Origin of the sequence: Beduini massiliensis (genome assembly GCF_000829905.1) — a bacterium.
GTDB lineage: Bacteria > Bacillota_I > Bacilli_A > Erysipelotrichales > Coprobacillaceae > Beduini > Beduini massiliensis.
In genome coordinates this window covers 81833-97515 of sequence record NZ_CDPP01000006.1, presented here as the reverse complement: position 1 = coordinate 97515, position 15683 = coordinate 81833, and the positions used below count along the sequence as shown (strand labels likewise).

The window sequence follows — 15683 nt, the reverse complement described above, 5'->3', positions numbered from 1 at the left end:
TCCTCTTTTTTATCCCCTCCATCTTGTCAATTTGAATAGTAAAGTAATGATATCCTCTATAATTAATAATTATCATATAAGAACAACAAGATCAATAGATTGGGACAACATGCACCATAATAGAATAAAATGCACCTTTAATAATTAATTGTATAATTTTAGTACACTATCAAATTAGTCTTTTTGATTTAAATATAAAATGTATGCATTTTTAAATTCCTCTTTATAGTGTCGAGACAGGGGCAATACATCTTTGCTTTTCATTATTATGTCTTTATTGGTAATTTTTTTAATATGTAAGAAATTTACAATGAATGATTTATGTGAGTAGGCGAAATCATATGTGGTTACTATCTCGGCCCAGTCTTTTAATGACTTTTTTGTTTCTAAAATCTTTCCATTATATAAATAAACCTTGCTATGTCTTAAATAGTATTCAATGAAAATTATATCTTTGAAATAAATCTTTTTTTCATATATAGATGGATCATATATTCCTGCTAAATCATTAGTTAAGTCATTAAAGATTTCTATCATTTCTTTTTCAAAAAAGTCTTTGTTTAATGGCTTTAGAAAATATCGATCTGCTTTTATTTTATATCCTTCTAGCATATATCGTTGATGATGTGTCACAATAACTAATTTTACTTTATTATTAACATATCTTATTTTTTTACCAATATCTATACCGTTTCCATTCTTTAATTCAATTCCAAGAAAAATTAAATCATATTTATATAGACTTAATAAATCATTGTAGTTTAAAAAATCAGTAGAAGTAATATTAAAAAAAATTTTTTGATTCTTTTCAATTTGAAATAATATTTCTTCTAGTTGCTTTATATCGGGCTTTTTATCTTCAATAATTAAAATGTTCAATATTTCTCATCTCCCCCTCATAAGAAATTATATATTTTGTTGAAGTTATATTATAATTATAAGTTTCATTTATTAAATTCAACTATCCTATAATACGATACTATCATTTATGATGAGATGAATCAATAATTAGCCAATGTACGCAACAAAATCGCGAAAAATCTTATAATGAAAAAGTGGATAATTATTTTTGAAAATGAATTAAAGAGGTTTTATTATGTTTTGAATAAATTAACATATCTTATAAGCCTAAAACATAAAATAACCTAGGTGATAAAATGTATAAGAAAATAATGATTATAGCGATGATTGCAGTGGCAATATGCTTGTTTATATTTAAACCAAACAAAAAAACGGAAGAAGTAAACGCAGAACAAACTTTAACAAACCGTATTATTGTTATTGATCCCGGACATGGTGGTTTGGATAATGGGGCAAATGTTGGGAAAGTAAGAGAGGATCAATTAAATCTCAAAATAAGTTTAGCGCTTAAAGAAGAACTAGAATCACGCGGAGCAACGGTATATCTTACACGAGATGATGACAACGATTTAACACATCGCGATTATAACTATTCCAAGCAGGATGACATGTATTTACGTGTACGCAAAATCGATAGCTATAATGCAGATCTATTTATAAGTATTCATTTAAACGCTTCGACGGTCTCTTCGATTTGGGGGTCACAAGTTTTTTATTATGGGAAAAGTGATACCGCTAAGGAATTAGCTACCGATATCCACAATGCCATGAAGCCGGTAACAGGTACCCGTAAAAAAATAGAAAGCGCTAATTTTTATGTATTACGTTGTACGAAAACAAAAGGGGTATTAGTAGAATGTGGATTCCTAACAAACGGAAATGAAAAGGGACAATTAGCATCCAGTAAATATCATAAGAAGCTAGCAGTCGCGATTTCTGATGGAATTGAGACGAACTTGTCAAAAGTACCGCCAATACCAACAGAGCCGGAAGAACCTCTATCATAAAAAAGGATAATAAACAGATATGTTAATATAGATTTGAAATTGGAGAAAGAAATTCTTTCTCTATTTTTTATTGTTTTAATATGAATTTTCTTGTCAAAATAAATAGATAAAAATAATTTGAAAAAATTTCTATAAAGTGTTGACGAACGAGGATTCAAGTGATAATATATAAAGGCAGTCAATTGATGGGCCTGTAGCTCAGCTGGTTAGAGCACACGCCTGATAAGCGTGAGGTCGATGGTTCGAGTCCATTCAGGCCCACCATTAATAGATTGTTCAATACAAATATGGTGTTGCCCATATATTGGGCCTGTAGCTCAGCTGGTTAGAGCACACGCCTGATAAGCGTGAGGTCGATGGTTCGAGTCCATTCAGGCCCACCATATTAAAATATTTTTGGGGCCTTAGCTCAGCTGGGAGAGCGCCTGCTTTGCACGCAGGAGGTCAGGAGTTCGATCCTCCTAGGCTCCACCATTTTAAATAGCAGATACTGGTGACAGTATTTTTTTTATACGTTTGTGTTGGGAGGGGTTACATGCGTTTTAAAAAGTTTTTTGGAACGAAAGCGTTCTATAAGTCAGTTATCTTGATTGCACTGCCGATTATGGCACAGCAATTCGTTACATCCTTTGTCAATTTAATTGATAATGTCATGATTGGAAGCGTTGGCTCAGTAGCCTTGACCAGCGTTACTGTAGCAAACAAATTTTATTTGATCTTCAACTCTACCTTATTCGGGTTATGTGGGGCATCGGGGATTTTTATAGCTCAATATTTCGGCGCAAAAGATCATCGCAAATGTCAGGAAGTATTTGATGCAAATATGTTATTCTCATTACTTTCAGGATTGTTGTTCACATTAATGGTCATCTTTATACCGGTTCAGATTCTGCAGCTGTTTTCAAAAACACCTGCGATTGTAGACTCAGGATTATCTTATTTGAATTTTATTAAATATAGTTATTTACCTTATGCAATTTCGATGACGTGTATGATGGCATTGCGTTCGGTAGGAATCAATAAGATCCAATTAAAGATCGGGATATTGACAGTAGCGACGAATACTTGCTTAAATTATATATTAATCTTTGGTCATTTTGGCTTTAAACCAATGGGGGTTGAAGGAGCAGCGATTGCAACCTTGATTGCCCGTTTGGTGGAAATGGTGATTTATTTAGTGCTGTTGATGAAGAAGAAACATTATTTTCGTTTGGATATTAACGGAATGTTTCATCTAAATAAGGATTTAATCTCACGATTAATGATCAAAGCATTACCGCTGACAATCAATGAAATCATGTTTTCATTAGGAAATGCCATGATCTTTAAATCCTATATCCGTACCGATGAATTCTTAGTTGCGGCTATTTCGGTAGTAGATACCGTCATGAATATTGCCTTTATTATTTTTGGGGGTCTTTCTAGTGCTGTGGCAATTATGATAGGGAATAAACTAGGAGCCAATGAATTAGAGGAAGCACGACAAAACTCGTTAAAACTGATTGTTTTTGGCGCGATGGTTGCAGTAGTAATCAGTGGTATCTTAATCTCTTTTTCAGGGATAATACCAAAGATTTACAATTTAGAACCGGAAATTAATCAAGCCATCACGACCATGTTGTGTATCAAATCACTCATGATTCCTTTTTATGTGATCAATGTGTGTATCTTCTTTGTTTTAAGAGCGGGCGGAGATGCAGCTTCTACATTAATTATGGATAGTGGTTTCTTATGGGGGGCATCTGTACTATTTTCAACCTTGTTGTCTATTTTTACCCCCATTCCATTGATTCCTTTGTATGCGATTATCGAATCACTGGATATATTCAAACTGTTTGTCGCAAGTTATTTCTATCGCAAGGGACATTGGGTACGAAATATGACGCTTGAAGTAGAGGCTTAATGCCTCTTTTTATTTTTTTTGTTGACAGATGCTAAAAAAAGCTTATACTTTTAGACAAGTAATAAATTCGATGATTTAGGAGTAAGTAGTGATTGTAGCAGAAGCGTAGAGAATCAGTGGTGGGTGAAAACTGATGTGAAGCAGATCATGAATGGACCTATTAGAAGCAAGGTGAATACAAAGTAGCCAAGCCGCAGTTCTAGCGTTAAAAAGAAGCAAACATGTTGGTGTTTGTATAAGCTGTTTTTCTATATATATGGGTGGCATAACGAATCAATCTTCGTCCTATTATTGGGCGGAGATTTTTTATTTCTGGCTTATACAAAATGAGGAGGGATAAAAATGATTTTAAATATGACCCCATATTTTTATTTAAAATTATACATTAAGGAAACAAAGCGGTGGTGTAACAACGAATCCATTTAAGTGTATATTTTGCTGAAAATAGATTATTTTCTGGGAAATAATACAATCTTCTGCATGTGTATAAAGATAAATAAAAGAAAAGAGGAATAATGATGAACAGAGGCTTTTATGGAACTTATGGCGGACAATATGCGCCTGAAATATTAATGAATGCGTTAAACGAATTAGAAGAGTACTACCTTAAATTAAAGGAAGATAGAGTGTTTCAAGAGGAACTGGATTTCTATTTGAAGGAATATGCAGGGCGACCATCTTTACTTTATTATGCAAAAAAGATGAGTGAGGATTTAGGTGGGGCAAAGATTTATTTGAAAAGAGAAGATTTGAATCATACCGGAGCACATAAGATCAATAATGTGTTAGGGCAAATCTTATTAGCCAAACATATGGGGAAAAAGAAAGTGATTGCGGAAACAGGAGCAGGACAGCATGGGGTTGCAACTGCCACCGCAGCAGCATTGTTTAATATGGAATGTGAAATCTTTATGGGAATGGAAGATACCCAAAGACAATCCCTTAATGTATTTAAAATGGAATTGTTAGGTGCTAAGGTAACCGCAGTGACAAGCGGTACCGGAACCTTGAAAGATGCCTGCAATGAAGCGATGGCAGCATGGGCAAAGTGTTATCAGGATACTTTTTATGTATTAGGATCGGCTACCGGACCGCATCCCTACCCGATGATCGTACGTGATTTTCAGCATATTATTTCTAAAGAATCGTTTGTACAATGCCAACAAAAAGAGGGAAGATTACCTGATTATGTCATTGCCTGTGTCGGAGGGGGTTCAAATGCAATCGGGTCTTTCTATGAATATTTACCCTATTCAAAAGTGAAACTGATTGGTTGTGAAGCGGCAGGAAAAGGCATAGAGACATCAATGCATGCTGCCACCTTGACAAAAGGATCAATTGGGGTACTTCATGGAATGAAATCTTTGTTTTTGCAGGATGATGAAGGACAGATTATGCCGGTATATTCAATTTCTGCCGGATTGGATTATCCTGGTATTGGTCCCGAACATGCTTATTTAAAAGAATGTGAGCGTGCAAAGTACGTTGCCATTCGTGATGATGAAGCAGTGGAAGCATTCCATTATTTAAGTAGAATGGAGGGAATTATACCCGCTATTGAATCGAGTCATGCTGTTGCTTATGCAATGAAACTTTCACCACAACTAACAAAAGATAAGATCATAATTGTGACATTGAGTGGACGAGGGGATAAAGATGTGAAAAGCATAGCGGATATTATGGGGGTGGAAATCAATGAATAGAATTGATAAAACATTACAGGCTTTAAATAAAACACAAACAACAGCCATGATAGGGTATAGTGTTATTGGTGATCCCAGTCGAAACACGAGTTTGGCAATGATCCGTCAAATGATCGAAAATGGATGTGATATGATTGAATTGAGCTTGCCCTTTTCAGATCCGATTGCGTTAAGTGAAGATCTTCAAAAAGCGAACGCACGGGCGCTGAAAAATCATATGACAACGCTAGCAGCGATGGCATGCATTAAAGAAATACGTGATGGCACAAAGATTCCTTTGATTTTAAATGTCTACTATAATCAAGTCTTTCGTTATGGCATCGAAGAATTTATTAAAGAAGCAAGCGATAGTGGTATTGACGGGATTTTTATTGTTGATCTTCCTATCGAGCATCAACACGTTGTAAAAGAAATTACTAAGAAATATAATATTTATGTTCTTTTATCAGTTACTTCTGGTTCACTAAAGAGAATAAAAGAAATTGTGGGCAAAGCACAGGGCTTTTTGTACTGTGCGGCTAGAACAGAAGAACTTCCGCAATTTATTGAGCTGTTGGATAAAGAGACGACATTACCTAAAGTAATTTCGTTGAATCAAGAGGATATAGTAAATTTTAAATCAGAAAATCTTTTTGTAAATGGTATCAAGATAGAGGATATGATTCTCAAAGAAGTACCGCGTTTATTGGAAACCTCCGCTACACTAGAGGAATTGGGTCAAGCTATAAAGAAAATGAGTCATCTCCTTCATCAGTGAAAAAAATGAAAGAAAGTGTCGAAAAGGGATAGGCTACTTTCTTTTTTTGTTGTAAAATGCCAATAGGAGGTTTCGTTATGGCAAAAAAAATGTTTTCTAAAGAACCCTATGTTTTTACAACTTTAACAGCTTTTTCAATAGCGTTTTTTATGACATATATATTAGGGAATATATTAACTCAAATAGGAATGTGGACGCATCTTCATCTATTAAGTCAGTGGGGGGCGTTAATGCCGGGATTATTAGGTCCGGCCATCGGAATCAGTATCGCTTATAAAAGCGGAACGAGCCATTTAGGATTAATTTGTGCAATGATGGCAGGATGTGTTGGATTAGGCAGTATGAGTGGAACTGATTTGCAAGTTGCTGCTCCGTTTATGGCATACATCTGTGTTTTAGTAACAGTTTGGGTAAATAACTTTTTAGAAGGGAAAACCCCATTTGATTTATTTCTTTTACCGTTAGTCAGTGTATTTATTGCAGGAATTATTCATGCATTATTCACACCGTACTTATCGATCTTTTTAACTTACATTGTTCAATTTATTAATAATATGACAAATATGAACCCATTACTGATGGGAATGGTGATCGCTGTTGTGGCAGGTTTATTATTTACCAGTCCTATTACCATCGTTGCGATTACGTCAATCCTGCAATTATCACCGCTTGCCTGTGGTGCAGCTTTAGCTGGAGTTATGTCGTTTATGTTAGGACTGGGGTTAATGTCTTTGCAGGATAATGATATTGGAGATAGTTTGGCTGTCTTGGTTGGTACCAGTATGCTTCAGTTTACGAATATGATAAAACATCCGATCATTCTTATTCCACCCATCGTATCAAGTATTGTTTGTGGGTGTGTATCGGCGGCATTATTTCAAATCACAACGTCTATTCATTCGGTGGCAATAGGCGGAACTTTGTTTATGGGAGTCATTGAAACGGTGGAACAAATGGGAAGCAGTTATTGGATTCTTCCGGTAGTGGCCTACATTATTTTACCGATTGTTATTAATTTTGCGGTGTATCAATTATTTAGAAAAGCACACTATTTACGAAATGGTGATTTAAAAATTTTAAAATAGTCATTGACCTTGTTAAATCAAAAGATTTGATAAGGTTTTTTTAGTAAATGAGTATGTTTTTTCTTTTAAGAAACAAGCTAATTTGAAAACATCCTATTTATTATGAGAGGAGTCAAATATGGAATACTGGAAATTAATTGGAATTGCTATCATTGTTGTAGGCTTTACTTTAAAATTTGATGTTTTGGCTGTCGTTTTAACTGCGGGTATTGTCACCGGGTTTGTTGCCGGAATAAATTTCTATGACATCTTAACTATATTAGGACAGTCTTTTGTTAATAATCGTTTAATGTCAATCTTTTTAATTATTTTTCCAGTCATTGCGATTATTGAAAGATATGGATTAAAAGAACGTGCCGGACAATTGATTGGACGTATAAAAAATGCTTCTGCCGGTAAAATCTTATCCTTATATATGGTCATACGCTCCATCGCCTCTGCGCTAAATATTCGTATTGGCGGACATGTTCAATTTATTCGTCCTTTAATTTTGCCAATGTCGGAAGCAGCGGCAGAAAACTCTAAATGTGAAAAATTAACCGAAAATCAGACAGATCATTTAAAAGGGATATCGGCAGCGGTAGAAAATTATGGAAATTTCTTTGCCCAAAACTGTTTTCCTGCCGCCAGTGGGGTGGTGCTCATTCAGGGGACAATGGCAGAACTTGGTTATGATGTGACTTTACAATCGATTGCCACGGCTGCTATTCCAATTGCTGTGATCACAGTGCTGTTAACATTTATACAGGTTTGGATTTATGATAAAAGATTAAAGAAAAGCATTGTAAAGGAGAAAAGATAATATGGCAGAGCTGTTGCAATGGACACCGGAGATATTTTATAGTTTGTGTGGATTGGTAAGTATTAATGCAGCTGTTCGTGCATTAAAGAATACAAAGGCAAAATTCGGTACTTTCTTATTTTGGCTAATCTTAGGGATTATCTTTATATTTGGTAAGATCATTCCTTATATGATGACAGGGGTACTGCTTATTTTTATGGGACTTTTAACAGTAACCCATCAAGTTAAAATGGGAGAATTTGCAGAAATCGATGAAACGAAGAAAAAAGAAGCGAGTGAACGTGTGAAGAATAAAATCTTTATTCCGGCAGCTTTGATTGGAATTATGGCATTGGTCATGTCTTTTGTTCGAATTGATGGAAAACCATTGGATGGAGCAACAATGATTGGGGTTGCTTGTTTGGTTTCACTTAGCTCGGCATTTATTATTTGCAAGCCTAAAGTCAAAGAAACAAGAGAGGACACAGCACGCTTATTGATGCAGGTAGGGGCAGCATGTCTGCTTCCTCAATTATTAGGTGCTTTAGGGGCTGTTTTTACGAAAGCCGGGGTTGGTGAGGTTATTGCTTCGATTATTTCGAGTATATTTCCTACCGGAAATATTGTGATTGGGGTATTATTATATTGTTTAGGAATGGTGATCTTCACGATGATCATGGGAAATGGCTTTGCAGCTTTTTCGGTTATCACAGTAGGAATCGGTGTTCCGTTTGTGATCATGCAAGGTGGTGATCCGGTGGTGGTAGCGACTTTGGGAATGACCAGCGGATTTTGTGGAACTTTGTTAACGCCGATGGCTGCGAATTTTAATATTGTGCCTTGTGCTGTATTAGAAACGAAAGACAAGTGGACAGTCATCAAAGCACAGATTCCAATGGCGATTGTGTTGATTATTATTCATGTGGTATTAATGTTGACATTGGCATTTTAGAAAGGAAGATAAGATGAAAATATTAGTTACAGGATTTGATCCTTTTGGCGGAGAAAAAATAAATCCGGCGATTGAATCGGTAAAAACATTACCGGATCATATATTGAATGCGGAGATTATTAAGTTAGAGATACCAACTGTGTGTCATAAATCGTTGAAAGTGCTGGATGAGGCTATCATGACGTATGATCCTGATGTGATTTTATCGGTGGGACAGGCGGGTGGAAGAAGTGATATTACAGTAGAAAGAGTTGGGATTAATATCGATGATTGTCGTATTCCGGATAATGAGGGGAATCAGATTATTGATGAGCCCATCTATCCGGAGGGACCGGCAGCTTATTTTGTCAATCTGCCTATCAAGGCGATGGTACGTCAAATTCAAGAAGTAAGGATTCCGGCTTCTATATCGAATACTGCGGGTACATTTGTTTGTAATCATGTCACTTATGGTGTTCGACATTTGATCGAAACCAAATATCAAGGGAAACGCAGTGGCTTTATTCATATTCCTTATTTACCGGAGCAAGTAGTAGATAAAAAAGAAAAGCCGAGTATGTCACTAGAGATGATCGTAAAAGCCTTGGTGGCTGCGATTGAAGCAATTATCCAATATTCTGAGGATATCAAAGTGACAGGTGGGGCGACACATTAATGAGACGTATCTTTGTATATGGAAGTTTACGATATGGAATGTATAATTATCAGAAATATTTAGCGGGACATTGCAAAGTCATACAACGAGCGTATATCAAAGGGACATTGTATTCTTTATTGCGAGTGGAGTATCCGGCACTGTTGGACGAAGGGAATAAATTTGTATTAGGTGAAATCTTAGAGTTAGATGAGACAGTTGATATGAAACTTCTGGATGTTTTAGAACGCTATTATGAAAAGGATAATATTAATAATGAATATGATCGTTTGATTAAGCCGATATATGATATAGATCAGAAGACGGTTATTGAACATCTGCCTGTATATGTTTATAATTTAAAAAGACAGGAACAAAGAGAACGGTTGGATCAAGAAATCGAAGATGGGGATTATGTCCGTTATCGAGCTTCGGTTTATAAGTGGTAGACTATGCTTATATAGTCTGCCTTTTTAATTGGAAAAATGTAGATAAACACAATAAAATATCACTCACAATGAGTATTAATTGATGTATAACTATAGAGACTATTAACCATGAAATGATAAAAAGCTATGTTTTTTGTGATGTAATCGTGATGTATTGGTAAAAAAACATTCTTAATTCAATATAATAAAATAATCAAAGGGATTAAATAGAAAGGTTGCATTTATGCAGTATTTGTAGTATTATGTCATTGATTAAAATAGTTGTTTCAAGAATTATTTTAATAAAGGATAATTGACAGTTATCTGGTATATAGGAATGTTGAAAGAGGAGATCGTTGCATTGTCACGTCTTGTCATAGACAGGGTCATAGTGTCATGGATTGAACTTAAGCTTTAGGTTCGATAGGCGAAGCCTACTCTTTTTTAGGAGGAACCCCATGAATTGGTATGTTATTCAGGTCAGAAGCGGTCATGAAAAAGAAATTGCCGATAAGTGTCGCAGCTTGATTGGTCAAGACATCTTGCAGGAATGTTTTATTCCTGAGTATTATGTGCAAAAGAAGTATCATGGTCAATGGCATCAAGTGAAGCAGATCTTGTTTAAAGGATATGTGTTTTTGATCAGTGATCATATCGAAGAACTGTTCAATGAATTAAAGAAGATTCCTGACTTTACTAAGGTGATTGGAAAGAAGAAAGAAGAGATCTATCCTTTAAAAGAAGAGGAAGTGGATTTTCTGGTGAGTTTTTCAAAGGAAGATCATATTGTGGAGATGTCGATGGGATATATTGAAGGCGAGAGAATCTATGTCACAAAGGGGCCGTTAAAAGGCAAAGAAGGAATGATTCAGAAGATAGATCGACATAAGCGAATGGCCTATATACAAGTGAACTTATTTAATGAAGAGACGACGGCAAAAGTCGGTTTAGAAATCATCAGCAAGAACTAGCTTCTTGCTTTTGTTTTTAGTTAAAAGGAGAGTGCGTTATTGTGAGTGCAGAAAATGAATATGAAGTGTGTGTCGTATGCCATAAAGAATTAGATATAAAAAAAGAGACACCTATTTCAGAAAGAGAATTTTATATTGAAGGTGCGGGGCAAGTATGTATTGATTGTTATATTAAGTTATTAAGCGAAAAGAGTTCTTTAAATGACTATTAAGGAAAGAGAGAAATATGATAAAAACCTTACCAATCAATATAAAAAGATTTTGACTCATCCAGAAGCACAGGTGAAAGAAAAAAATAAAAGTAAGTATTTATTATGCTCTGATCATGAATATGAAGAGTATTTTAAGAACGAAATATCGAAGCATAAGTCTAATATCTCATATGAGCCTAAGCCTTTTTATGAGTGCTTCAAAAGAACAATGGATATTTTGTTTTGTTTGATTACTTGTATACCTGCGTTATTAATAATAGGTTTTTTTTGTATTCTTATAGTTTATGAGTCTGAAGGTAATCCTATTTTTTCACAAATAAGAGTGGGCAAGAATGGAAAGCTTATTAAAATTCATAAACTTAGAAGTATGAAAGTAGATGCAGAGAAAGAAGGCCAAAAATGGGCGGAATTGAATGATCCTCGAATCACAAAAATTGGGAGAATAATAAGAAAATATAGAATAGATGAATTACCCCAACTTTTTGATGTACTAACAGGAAAAATGTCCTTAATTGGTCCTAGACCTGAGGTTCCTTCATTAACATACCGATTTAATGAGGAAAATCCCGGGTTTGTAACTAGACTAATGGTAACTCCTGGGCTATCGGGAATGGCACAAGTATATGGTAAATATGATACCCCACCTAAAGAAAAATGGCAGAAAGATTGCCAATATATTGAAAATAGAAGTTTTGTTTTATATATAAATATATTTTTCCTTACAATAAAAACCGTATTTTGTGGTGAGGGTGCAAGATGATAAATTAATTATAAGCACTCATCATTAACCCAATAAACTGAAGGAAATTAAATTAGAATTCTATTACTAAACGAAACACTAAGTTATCTTTATTTATCAAATTGGTGCAGTTCATTTCTCTCAAATTTATTAGAGAACCAGATATTTTATAATACATTAATATTAATATTTTAAGAATGGTTAAATTTTAAACCACTATTCACAAATATGTATAATTCAGTATATGGAAACAGAGATTTTATAAAAAATATTATTTGCCATATACGTTAAAAGTTGCATTTTGCACTCACGTATCTCTCATTTAAAAATGTTATATAAACGTGGATGGGAAAGCACAAGTCTTTCTTTAAAATGCTCATCTTCGTAATGAAGTTGGATAGAATTGTTGAAAGGGAAACAGGAGATCTACATAAAGGAGAGGAAGCTTTATGAATAATAAAAGAATATTATTTTTTGCGCCTAATTTTTTTGGCTATGATTTAGAAATTAAAAAAAAATTAGAAAATATGGGAGCGATTGTTGACTTTTATGATGACCGTCCATCAAATTCAACCCTTTATAAAACTTTGATAAGAATAAACCCACATTTAGCAAAAAATAAAATACATAAGTATTTTTCTAACATTGTTAAAAGTAATCAAGATAAAAAATATGATTATGTTTTTTTTATTAAATGTGAAGCTGCTCTCGCAGGAGATTTAAAATTGTTAAAAAAAACTTTTTCAGAAGCAACTTTCGTATTATATCTTTTTGATTCTATTTCAAACATTAAATATTTTGATATTAAAGAAAAATATTTTGATACTATTTTTTCGTTTGATTTAGAAGATGTTAAACGGATTGAAAGAATGAAATTTTTACCATTATTTTATTTGGATGCCTATAAACAAAATATAACAACAAATGTATCTTATCGCTATGATTTATCTTTTATTGGAACAGGTCATTCCGATCGCCCCAAAATTATTAATTTATTACGAAAAGAATTAGAACAACAAAATAAAAGCTATTATTTTCAACTTTATATTCCAAGTAAAACTATTTTATATGCAAAAATATTAACAAATTCACATTTCAGAGATTTGTATAAAAACAAGTGCATTACATTAAATAAAATTGAGGTTTCAAAAGTAAGTCAAGTAATGAATGAAAGTCGTTGTATTTTAGATATTCAACATCCTCGTCAAAGTGGTCTTACGATGCGAACAATTGAGTTAGTGGGTATGAAGAAAAAGTTTATGACAACAAATAATTATATTAGGCAATATGATTTTTATGATCCAAACAATATCATGGTCATAGAAAGAAATCATCCTCATTTTAACGGCGAGGTATTGATACGTGAATATAAACCAATTTCAAAGGAAATTTATGATTCTTATTCCATTAATCAATGGATTATCAAAATATTTGGTTTAAATAAATAAGAAAGGGGATATTATGTCTAAAATATTAGTTACAGGTGCAAATGGATATATTGGAGCTCATGTGGTAAAAGAAATGTATAAGCAACATTTAAATTTTATAGCTACAGATTATGACACTTGGCATCTCAAAGGAATCCAATCTTTTCAATGTAATTTATTTAATGAAGAAAATATATATGAAAATGCGGGGAATCCTGAAGTACTATTGCATTTGGCTTGGAGGAATGGCTTTGTTCATAATGATATTAATCATATGAAAGAACTTTCTTTTCATTATACGTTTATTACAAACATGATCGAAAAAGGGATTAAACATATTTGTGTAATGGGAAGCATGCATGAAATAGGTTATTATGAGGGTGTAATTGATGAAAGTACCCCAACACACCCAATGTCCCAATATGCAGTAGCCAAAAATGCTTTACGTCAATCCTTAGAAATTTACTGTAAAGAAAAAGGAGTTATATTCCAATGGATTAGAGGTTTCTATATCTATGGAGATGACACTTTTGGAAATTCAATATTTGCGAAATTACAGCAAGCAAATAAAGATGGTAAAACGACTTTTCCATTTACAACTGGAAAAAATAAATATGATTTTATTTCCATAGATGACTTAGCTAAACAGATTGTAGCAGTAGTTAAACAAGATAAAATTAATGGTATTATTAATTGTTGTTCTGGAAAACCAGTTAGTTTAGCGGATCAAGTGGAATGGTATATTAAAGAGTATAACCTCAATTTAGTATTAAAATATGGAGCTTTTCCTGATCGAGAATATGATTCACCTGCTATCTGGGGTGACAATACAAAAATAACAAAAATTTTGGGAGAATCTCATGATTAGTGTAGTGATTCCTATATATAATAGTATGGATACTATTATACCTTGTTTAGAATCTGTTAGAAATCAAACAGCTATTCAACAAATCAAGGAAATTATTGTTGTAAATGATGGTTCTACCGATGATACATTAGAAATATTGAATAAATACATAGACTTACATAGCGATTTACCAATCACTGTTATAAGTAAAGAAAATGGTGGCGTATCTTCTGCTCGAAATACAGCAATTAAACTTTCTACTCAAAACTGGATTGCGTTATTAGATTCTGATGATATATGGTTACCAAATAAATTAGAAGTTCAAATTAATATCCTAAAAAAATATCCACAAATTAAGTTTTTAGGTACTAATAGAAATAAAGAATACGTTAAAATCGGTAAAAGATTAGATGATAAGATATTTTATTTAAATACAAAAAATGTATTAATGAAAAGTTGGCCACACACTTCTACGGCATTAATAAACAAAGAAGTATTTAATCAAGTAGGATTATTTGATGAAAAACGAACTCATGCTGAAGATGGTCAATTATGGATGAAAATCGCATTTCATTATGGAATTTATTATTTGTATGATTCCCTTGAAATTGCTGGCGGGGGAAAACCTACTTTTGGATATAGTGGTTTATCTGCAAATATAAAAAAGATGCATGAAGGTTGTCTTTTAAACATTTATGAAGCATATAAATTAAAATACTTAAATTATATTGAATACAAATTATTATTATTATATGAAAAAGTAAAATATTTAAGAAGGAAAGTATTGATAAAAAAATTATGAGAGTAAGGAAGATTTATTGGCATATATTAAGTTATAAATATAAATTAAAATTTAAAAAATTTGGTAAGTATTCATATATTGCAAAACCACTATTTATTGATATTAATAGAGGAAAAGTGATAACCAAAGATAAGTTAAGAATACAGCCAGGATTGCGTATGGAATTATTAAATAAAGACTCTAGTATTTTAATAGGTGAAAATGTTTCAATTGGCCAAAATTTTCACATTACATCAGGTGGAAAATTGGAAATAGGTAAAGATGTTGTTATTTCGGGGAATGTTTTTATTACAAATATTGATCATGAATATCAAGAAATAAATGTTCCTATTTTAGAACAAAAAAATAAAATAACAAGTACAGTAATTGGTGATAATTGTTTTATTGGATATGGAGTCTCTATTCAAGCAGGAACTAAGCTTGGGAAACAATGCATAGTAGGAACAAATGCTGTAGTTAGAGGAGAGTTCCCAGATTATAGTGTGATTGTTGGAGTTCCAGCAAAAATAATTAAGAGGTACGATTTTAAACAAAATAAATGGATTAGTGTTAAATTATAAATAGCAAATTCATT

Annotated in this window: 17 protein-coding genes and 3 tRNA genes; 19 read left to right on the top strand and 1 reads right to left on the bottom strand. The window is 33.1% G+C overall.

Annotation, left to right across the window (positions count from 1 at the left end):
* Positions 1-174: 174 nt before the first annotated feature.
* Positions 175-879: a LytR/AlgR family response regulator transcription factor gene (locus tag BN1225_RS10435; RefSeq protein WP_041139773.1), complete on the bottom strand. Its 705-nt coding sequence runs from the start codon at positions 877-879 to the stop codon at positions 175-177.
* Between the two features lie 278 nt (positions 880-1157).
* On the opposite strand from BN1225_RS10435, the gene BN1225_RS10430 reads away from it, so the two are divergent.
* From BN1225_RS10430 to BN1225_RS10345, 19 genes are all read left to right on the top strand, one after another.
* Positions 1158-1868 (top strand): N-acetylmuramoyl-L-alanine amidase family protein, encoded by a 711-nt coding sequence (locus BN1225_RS10430; RefSeq protein WP_052466572.1) that lies wholly within the window; start codon positions 1158-1160, stop codon positions 1866-1868.
* Positions 1869-2055: 187 nt separating this feature from the next.
* A tRNA-Ile gene (locus BN1225_RS10425) sits at positions 2056-2132 on the top strand.
* A gap of 42 nt (positions 2133-2174) precedes the next feature.
* Positions 2175-2251 (top strand) — tRNA-Ile (locus BN1225_RS10420).
* A gap of 15 nt (positions 2252-2266) precedes the next feature.
* Positions 2267-2342 (top strand) — tRNA-Ala (locus BN1225_RS10415).
* A 61-nt stretch (positions 2343-2403) separates the two neighbouring features.
* On the top strand, positions 2404-3771 hold the full coding sequence (locus tag BN1225_RS10410; protein ID WP_041139772.1) for an MATE family efflux transporter: 1368 nt from the start codon (positions 2404-2406) through the stop codon (positions 3769-3771).
* Between the two features lie 518 nt (positions 3772-4289).
* Positions 4290-5474 (top strand): tryptophan synthase subunit beta, encoded by a 1185-nt coding sequence (trpB, locus tag BN1225_RS10405; RefSeq protein ID WP_041139771.1) that lies wholly within the window; start codon positions 4290-4292, stop codon positions 5472-5474.
* Positions 5467-6231 (top strand): tryptophan synthase subunit alpha, encoded by a 765-nt coding sequence (gene trpA, locus BN1225_RS10400; RefSeq protein ID WP_052466570.1) that lies wholly within the window; start codon positions 5467-5469, stop codon positions 6229-6231. Before trpB ends, trpA begins: the two co-directional genes overlap by 8 nt.
* A 77-nt stretch (positions 6232-6308) precedes the next feature.
* Positions 6309-7316 (top strand): PTS sugar transporter subunit IIC, encoded by a 1008-nt coding sequence (locus BN1225_RS10395; RefSeq protein WP_052466568.1) that lies wholly within the window; start codon positions 6309-6311, stop codon positions 7314-7316.
* A gap of 118 nt (positions 7317-7434) precedes the next feature.
* Positions 7435-8118 carry a DUF969 domain-containing protein gene (locus tag BN1225_RS10390; protein WP_041139770.1) on the top strand — a complete coding sequence of 228 codons (684 nt, stop codon included), beginning with the start codon at positions 7435-7437 and terminating at the stop codon, positions 8116-8118.
* Between the two features lies 1 nt (position 8119).
* Positions 8120-9049 (top strand): DUF979 domain-containing protein, encoded by a 930-nt coding sequence (locus BN1225_RS10385; RefSeq protein ID WP_041139769.1) that lies wholly within the window; start codon positions 8120-8122, stop codon positions 9047-9049.
* 13 nt (positions 9050-9062) lie between these two features.
* Positions 9063-9704 carry a pyroglutamyl-peptidase I gene (gene pcp / locus BN1225_RS10380; protein WP_041139768.1) on the top strand — a complete coding sequence of 214 codons (642 nt, stop codon included), beginning with the start codon at positions 9063-9065 and terminating at the stop codon, positions 9702-9704.
* Positions 9704-10132, top strand: a complete 429-nt coding sequence (locus BN1225_RS10375; protein WP_041139767.1) for a gamma-glutamylcyclotransferase family protein — start codon at positions 9704-9706, stop codon at positions 10130-10132. Before pcp ends, BN1225_RS10375 begins: the two co-directional genes overlap by 1 nt.
* Positions 10133-10569: 437 nt before the next feature.
* Positions 10570-11082, top strand: a complete 513-nt coding sequence (gene loaP / locus BN1225_RS10370) for an antiterminator LoaP (RefSeq protein ID WP_041139739.1) — start codon at positions 10570-10572, stop codon at positions 11080-11082.
* A 41-nt stretch (positions 11083-11123) separates the two neighbouring features.
* Positions 11124-11294 carry a hypothetical protein gene (locus BN1225_RS14785; RefSeq protein ID WP_156133055.1) on the top strand — a complete coding sequence of 57 codons (171 nt, stop codon included), beginning with the start codon at positions 11124-11126 and terminating at the stop codon, positions 11292-11294.
* On the top strand, positions 11284-12054 hold the full coding sequence (locus BN1225_RS10365) for a sugar transferase (protein ID WP_082029345.1): 771 nt from the start codon (positions 11284-11286) through the stop codon (positions 12052-12054). Before BN1225_RS14785 ends, BN1225_RS10365 begins: the two co-directional genes overlap by 11 nt.
* A gap of 428 nt (positions 12055-12482) precedes the next feature.
* Positions 12483-13481, top strand: a complete 999-nt coding sequence (locus tag BN1225_RS10360; RefSeq protein WP_041139766.1) for a WaaS/CpsH family glycosyltransferase — start codon at positions 12483-12485, stop codon at positions 13479-13481.
* A 13-nt stretch (positions 13482-13494) separates the two neighbouring features.
* The gene (locus tag BN1225_RS10355; RefSeq protein ID WP_041139765.1) at positions 13495-14328 is read left to right on the top strand and encodes an NAD-dependent epimerase/dehydratase family protein; all 834 of its coding nucleotides are present in this window, start codon (positions 13495-13497) and stop codon (positions 14326-14328) included.
* The gene (locus tag BN1225_RS10350; RefSeq protein WP_041139764.1) at positions 14321-15109 is read left to right on the top strand and encodes a glycosyltransferase family 2 protein; all 789 of its coding nucleotides are present in this window, start codon (positions 14321-14323) and stop codon (positions 15107-15109) included. Before BN1225_RS10355 ends, BN1225_RS10350 begins: the two co-directional genes overlap by 8 nt.
* Positions 15106-15669: an acyltransferase gene (locus BN1225_RS10345; protein ID WP_052466566.1), complete on the top strand. Its 564-nt coding sequence runs from the start codon at positions 15106-15108 to the stop codon at positions 15667-15669. Before BN1225_RS10350 ends, BN1225_RS10345 begins: the two co-directional genes overlap by 4 nt.
* Positions 15670-15683 lie beyond the last annotated feature (14 nt).

Excerpts from the sequence above, each read along its gene's own strand:
- BN1225_RS10430 (WP_052466572.1), top strand. The coding sequence starts at position 1,158 with ATGTATAAGAAAATAATGATTATAGCGATGATTGCAGTGGCAATATGC.
- BN1225_RS10410 (WP_041139772.1), top strand. The coding sequence starts at position 2,404 with ATGCGTTTTAAAAAGTTTTTTGGAACGAAAGCGTTCTATAAGTCAGTT.
- trpB (WP_041139771.1), top strand. The coding sequence starts at position 4,290 with ATGAACAGAGGCTTTTATGGAACTTATGGCGGACAATATGCGCCTGAA.
- trpA (WP_052466570.1), top strand. The coding sequence starts at position 5,467 with ATGAATAGAATTGATAAAACATTACAGGCTTTAAATAAAACACAAACA.
- BN1225_RS10395 (WP_052466568.1), top strand. The coding sequence starts at position 6,309 with ATGGCAAAAAAAATGTTTTCTAAAGAACCCTATGTTTTTACAACTTTA.
- BN1225_RS10390 (WP_041139770.1), top strand. The coding sequence starts at position 7,435 with ATGGAATACTGGAAATTAATTGGAATTGCTATCATTGTTGTAGGCTTT.
- BN1225_RS10385 (WP_041139769.1), top strand. The coding sequence starts at position 8,120 with ATGGCAGAGCTGTTGCAATGGACACCGGAGATATTTTATAGTTTGTGT.
- pcp (WP_041139768.1), top strand. The coding sequence starts at position 9,063 with ATGAAAATATTAGTTACAGGATTTGATCCTTTTGGCGGAGAAAAAATA.
- BN1225_RS10375 (WP_041139767.1), top strand. The coding sequence starts at position 9,704 with ATGAGACGTATCTTTGTATATGGAAGTTTACGATATGGAATGTATAAT.
- loaP (WP_041139739.1), top strand. The coding sequence starts at position 10,570 with ATGAATTGGTATGTTATTCAGGTCAGAAGCGGTCATGAAAAAGAAATT.
- BN1225_RS10365 (WP_082029345.1), top strand. The coding sequence starts at position 11,284 with ATGACTATTAAGGAAAGAGAGAAATATGATAAAAACCTTACCAATCAA.
- BN1225_RS10360 (WP_041139766.1), top strand. The coding sequence starts at position 12,483 with ATGAATAATAAAAGAATATTATTTTTTGCGCCTAATTTTTTTGGCTAT.
- BN1225_RS10355 (WP_041139765.1), top strand. The coding sequence starts at position 13,495 with ATGTCTAAAATATTAGTTACAGGTGCAAATGGATATATTGGAGCTCAT.
- BN1225_RS10350 (WP_041139764.1), top strand. The coding sequence starts at position 14,321 with ATGATTAGTGTAGTGATTCCTATATATAATAGTATGGATACTATTATA.
- BN1225_RS10345 (WP_052466566.1), top strand. The coding sequence starts at position 15,106 with ATGAGAGTAAGGAAGATTTATTGGCATATATTAAGTTATAAATATAAA.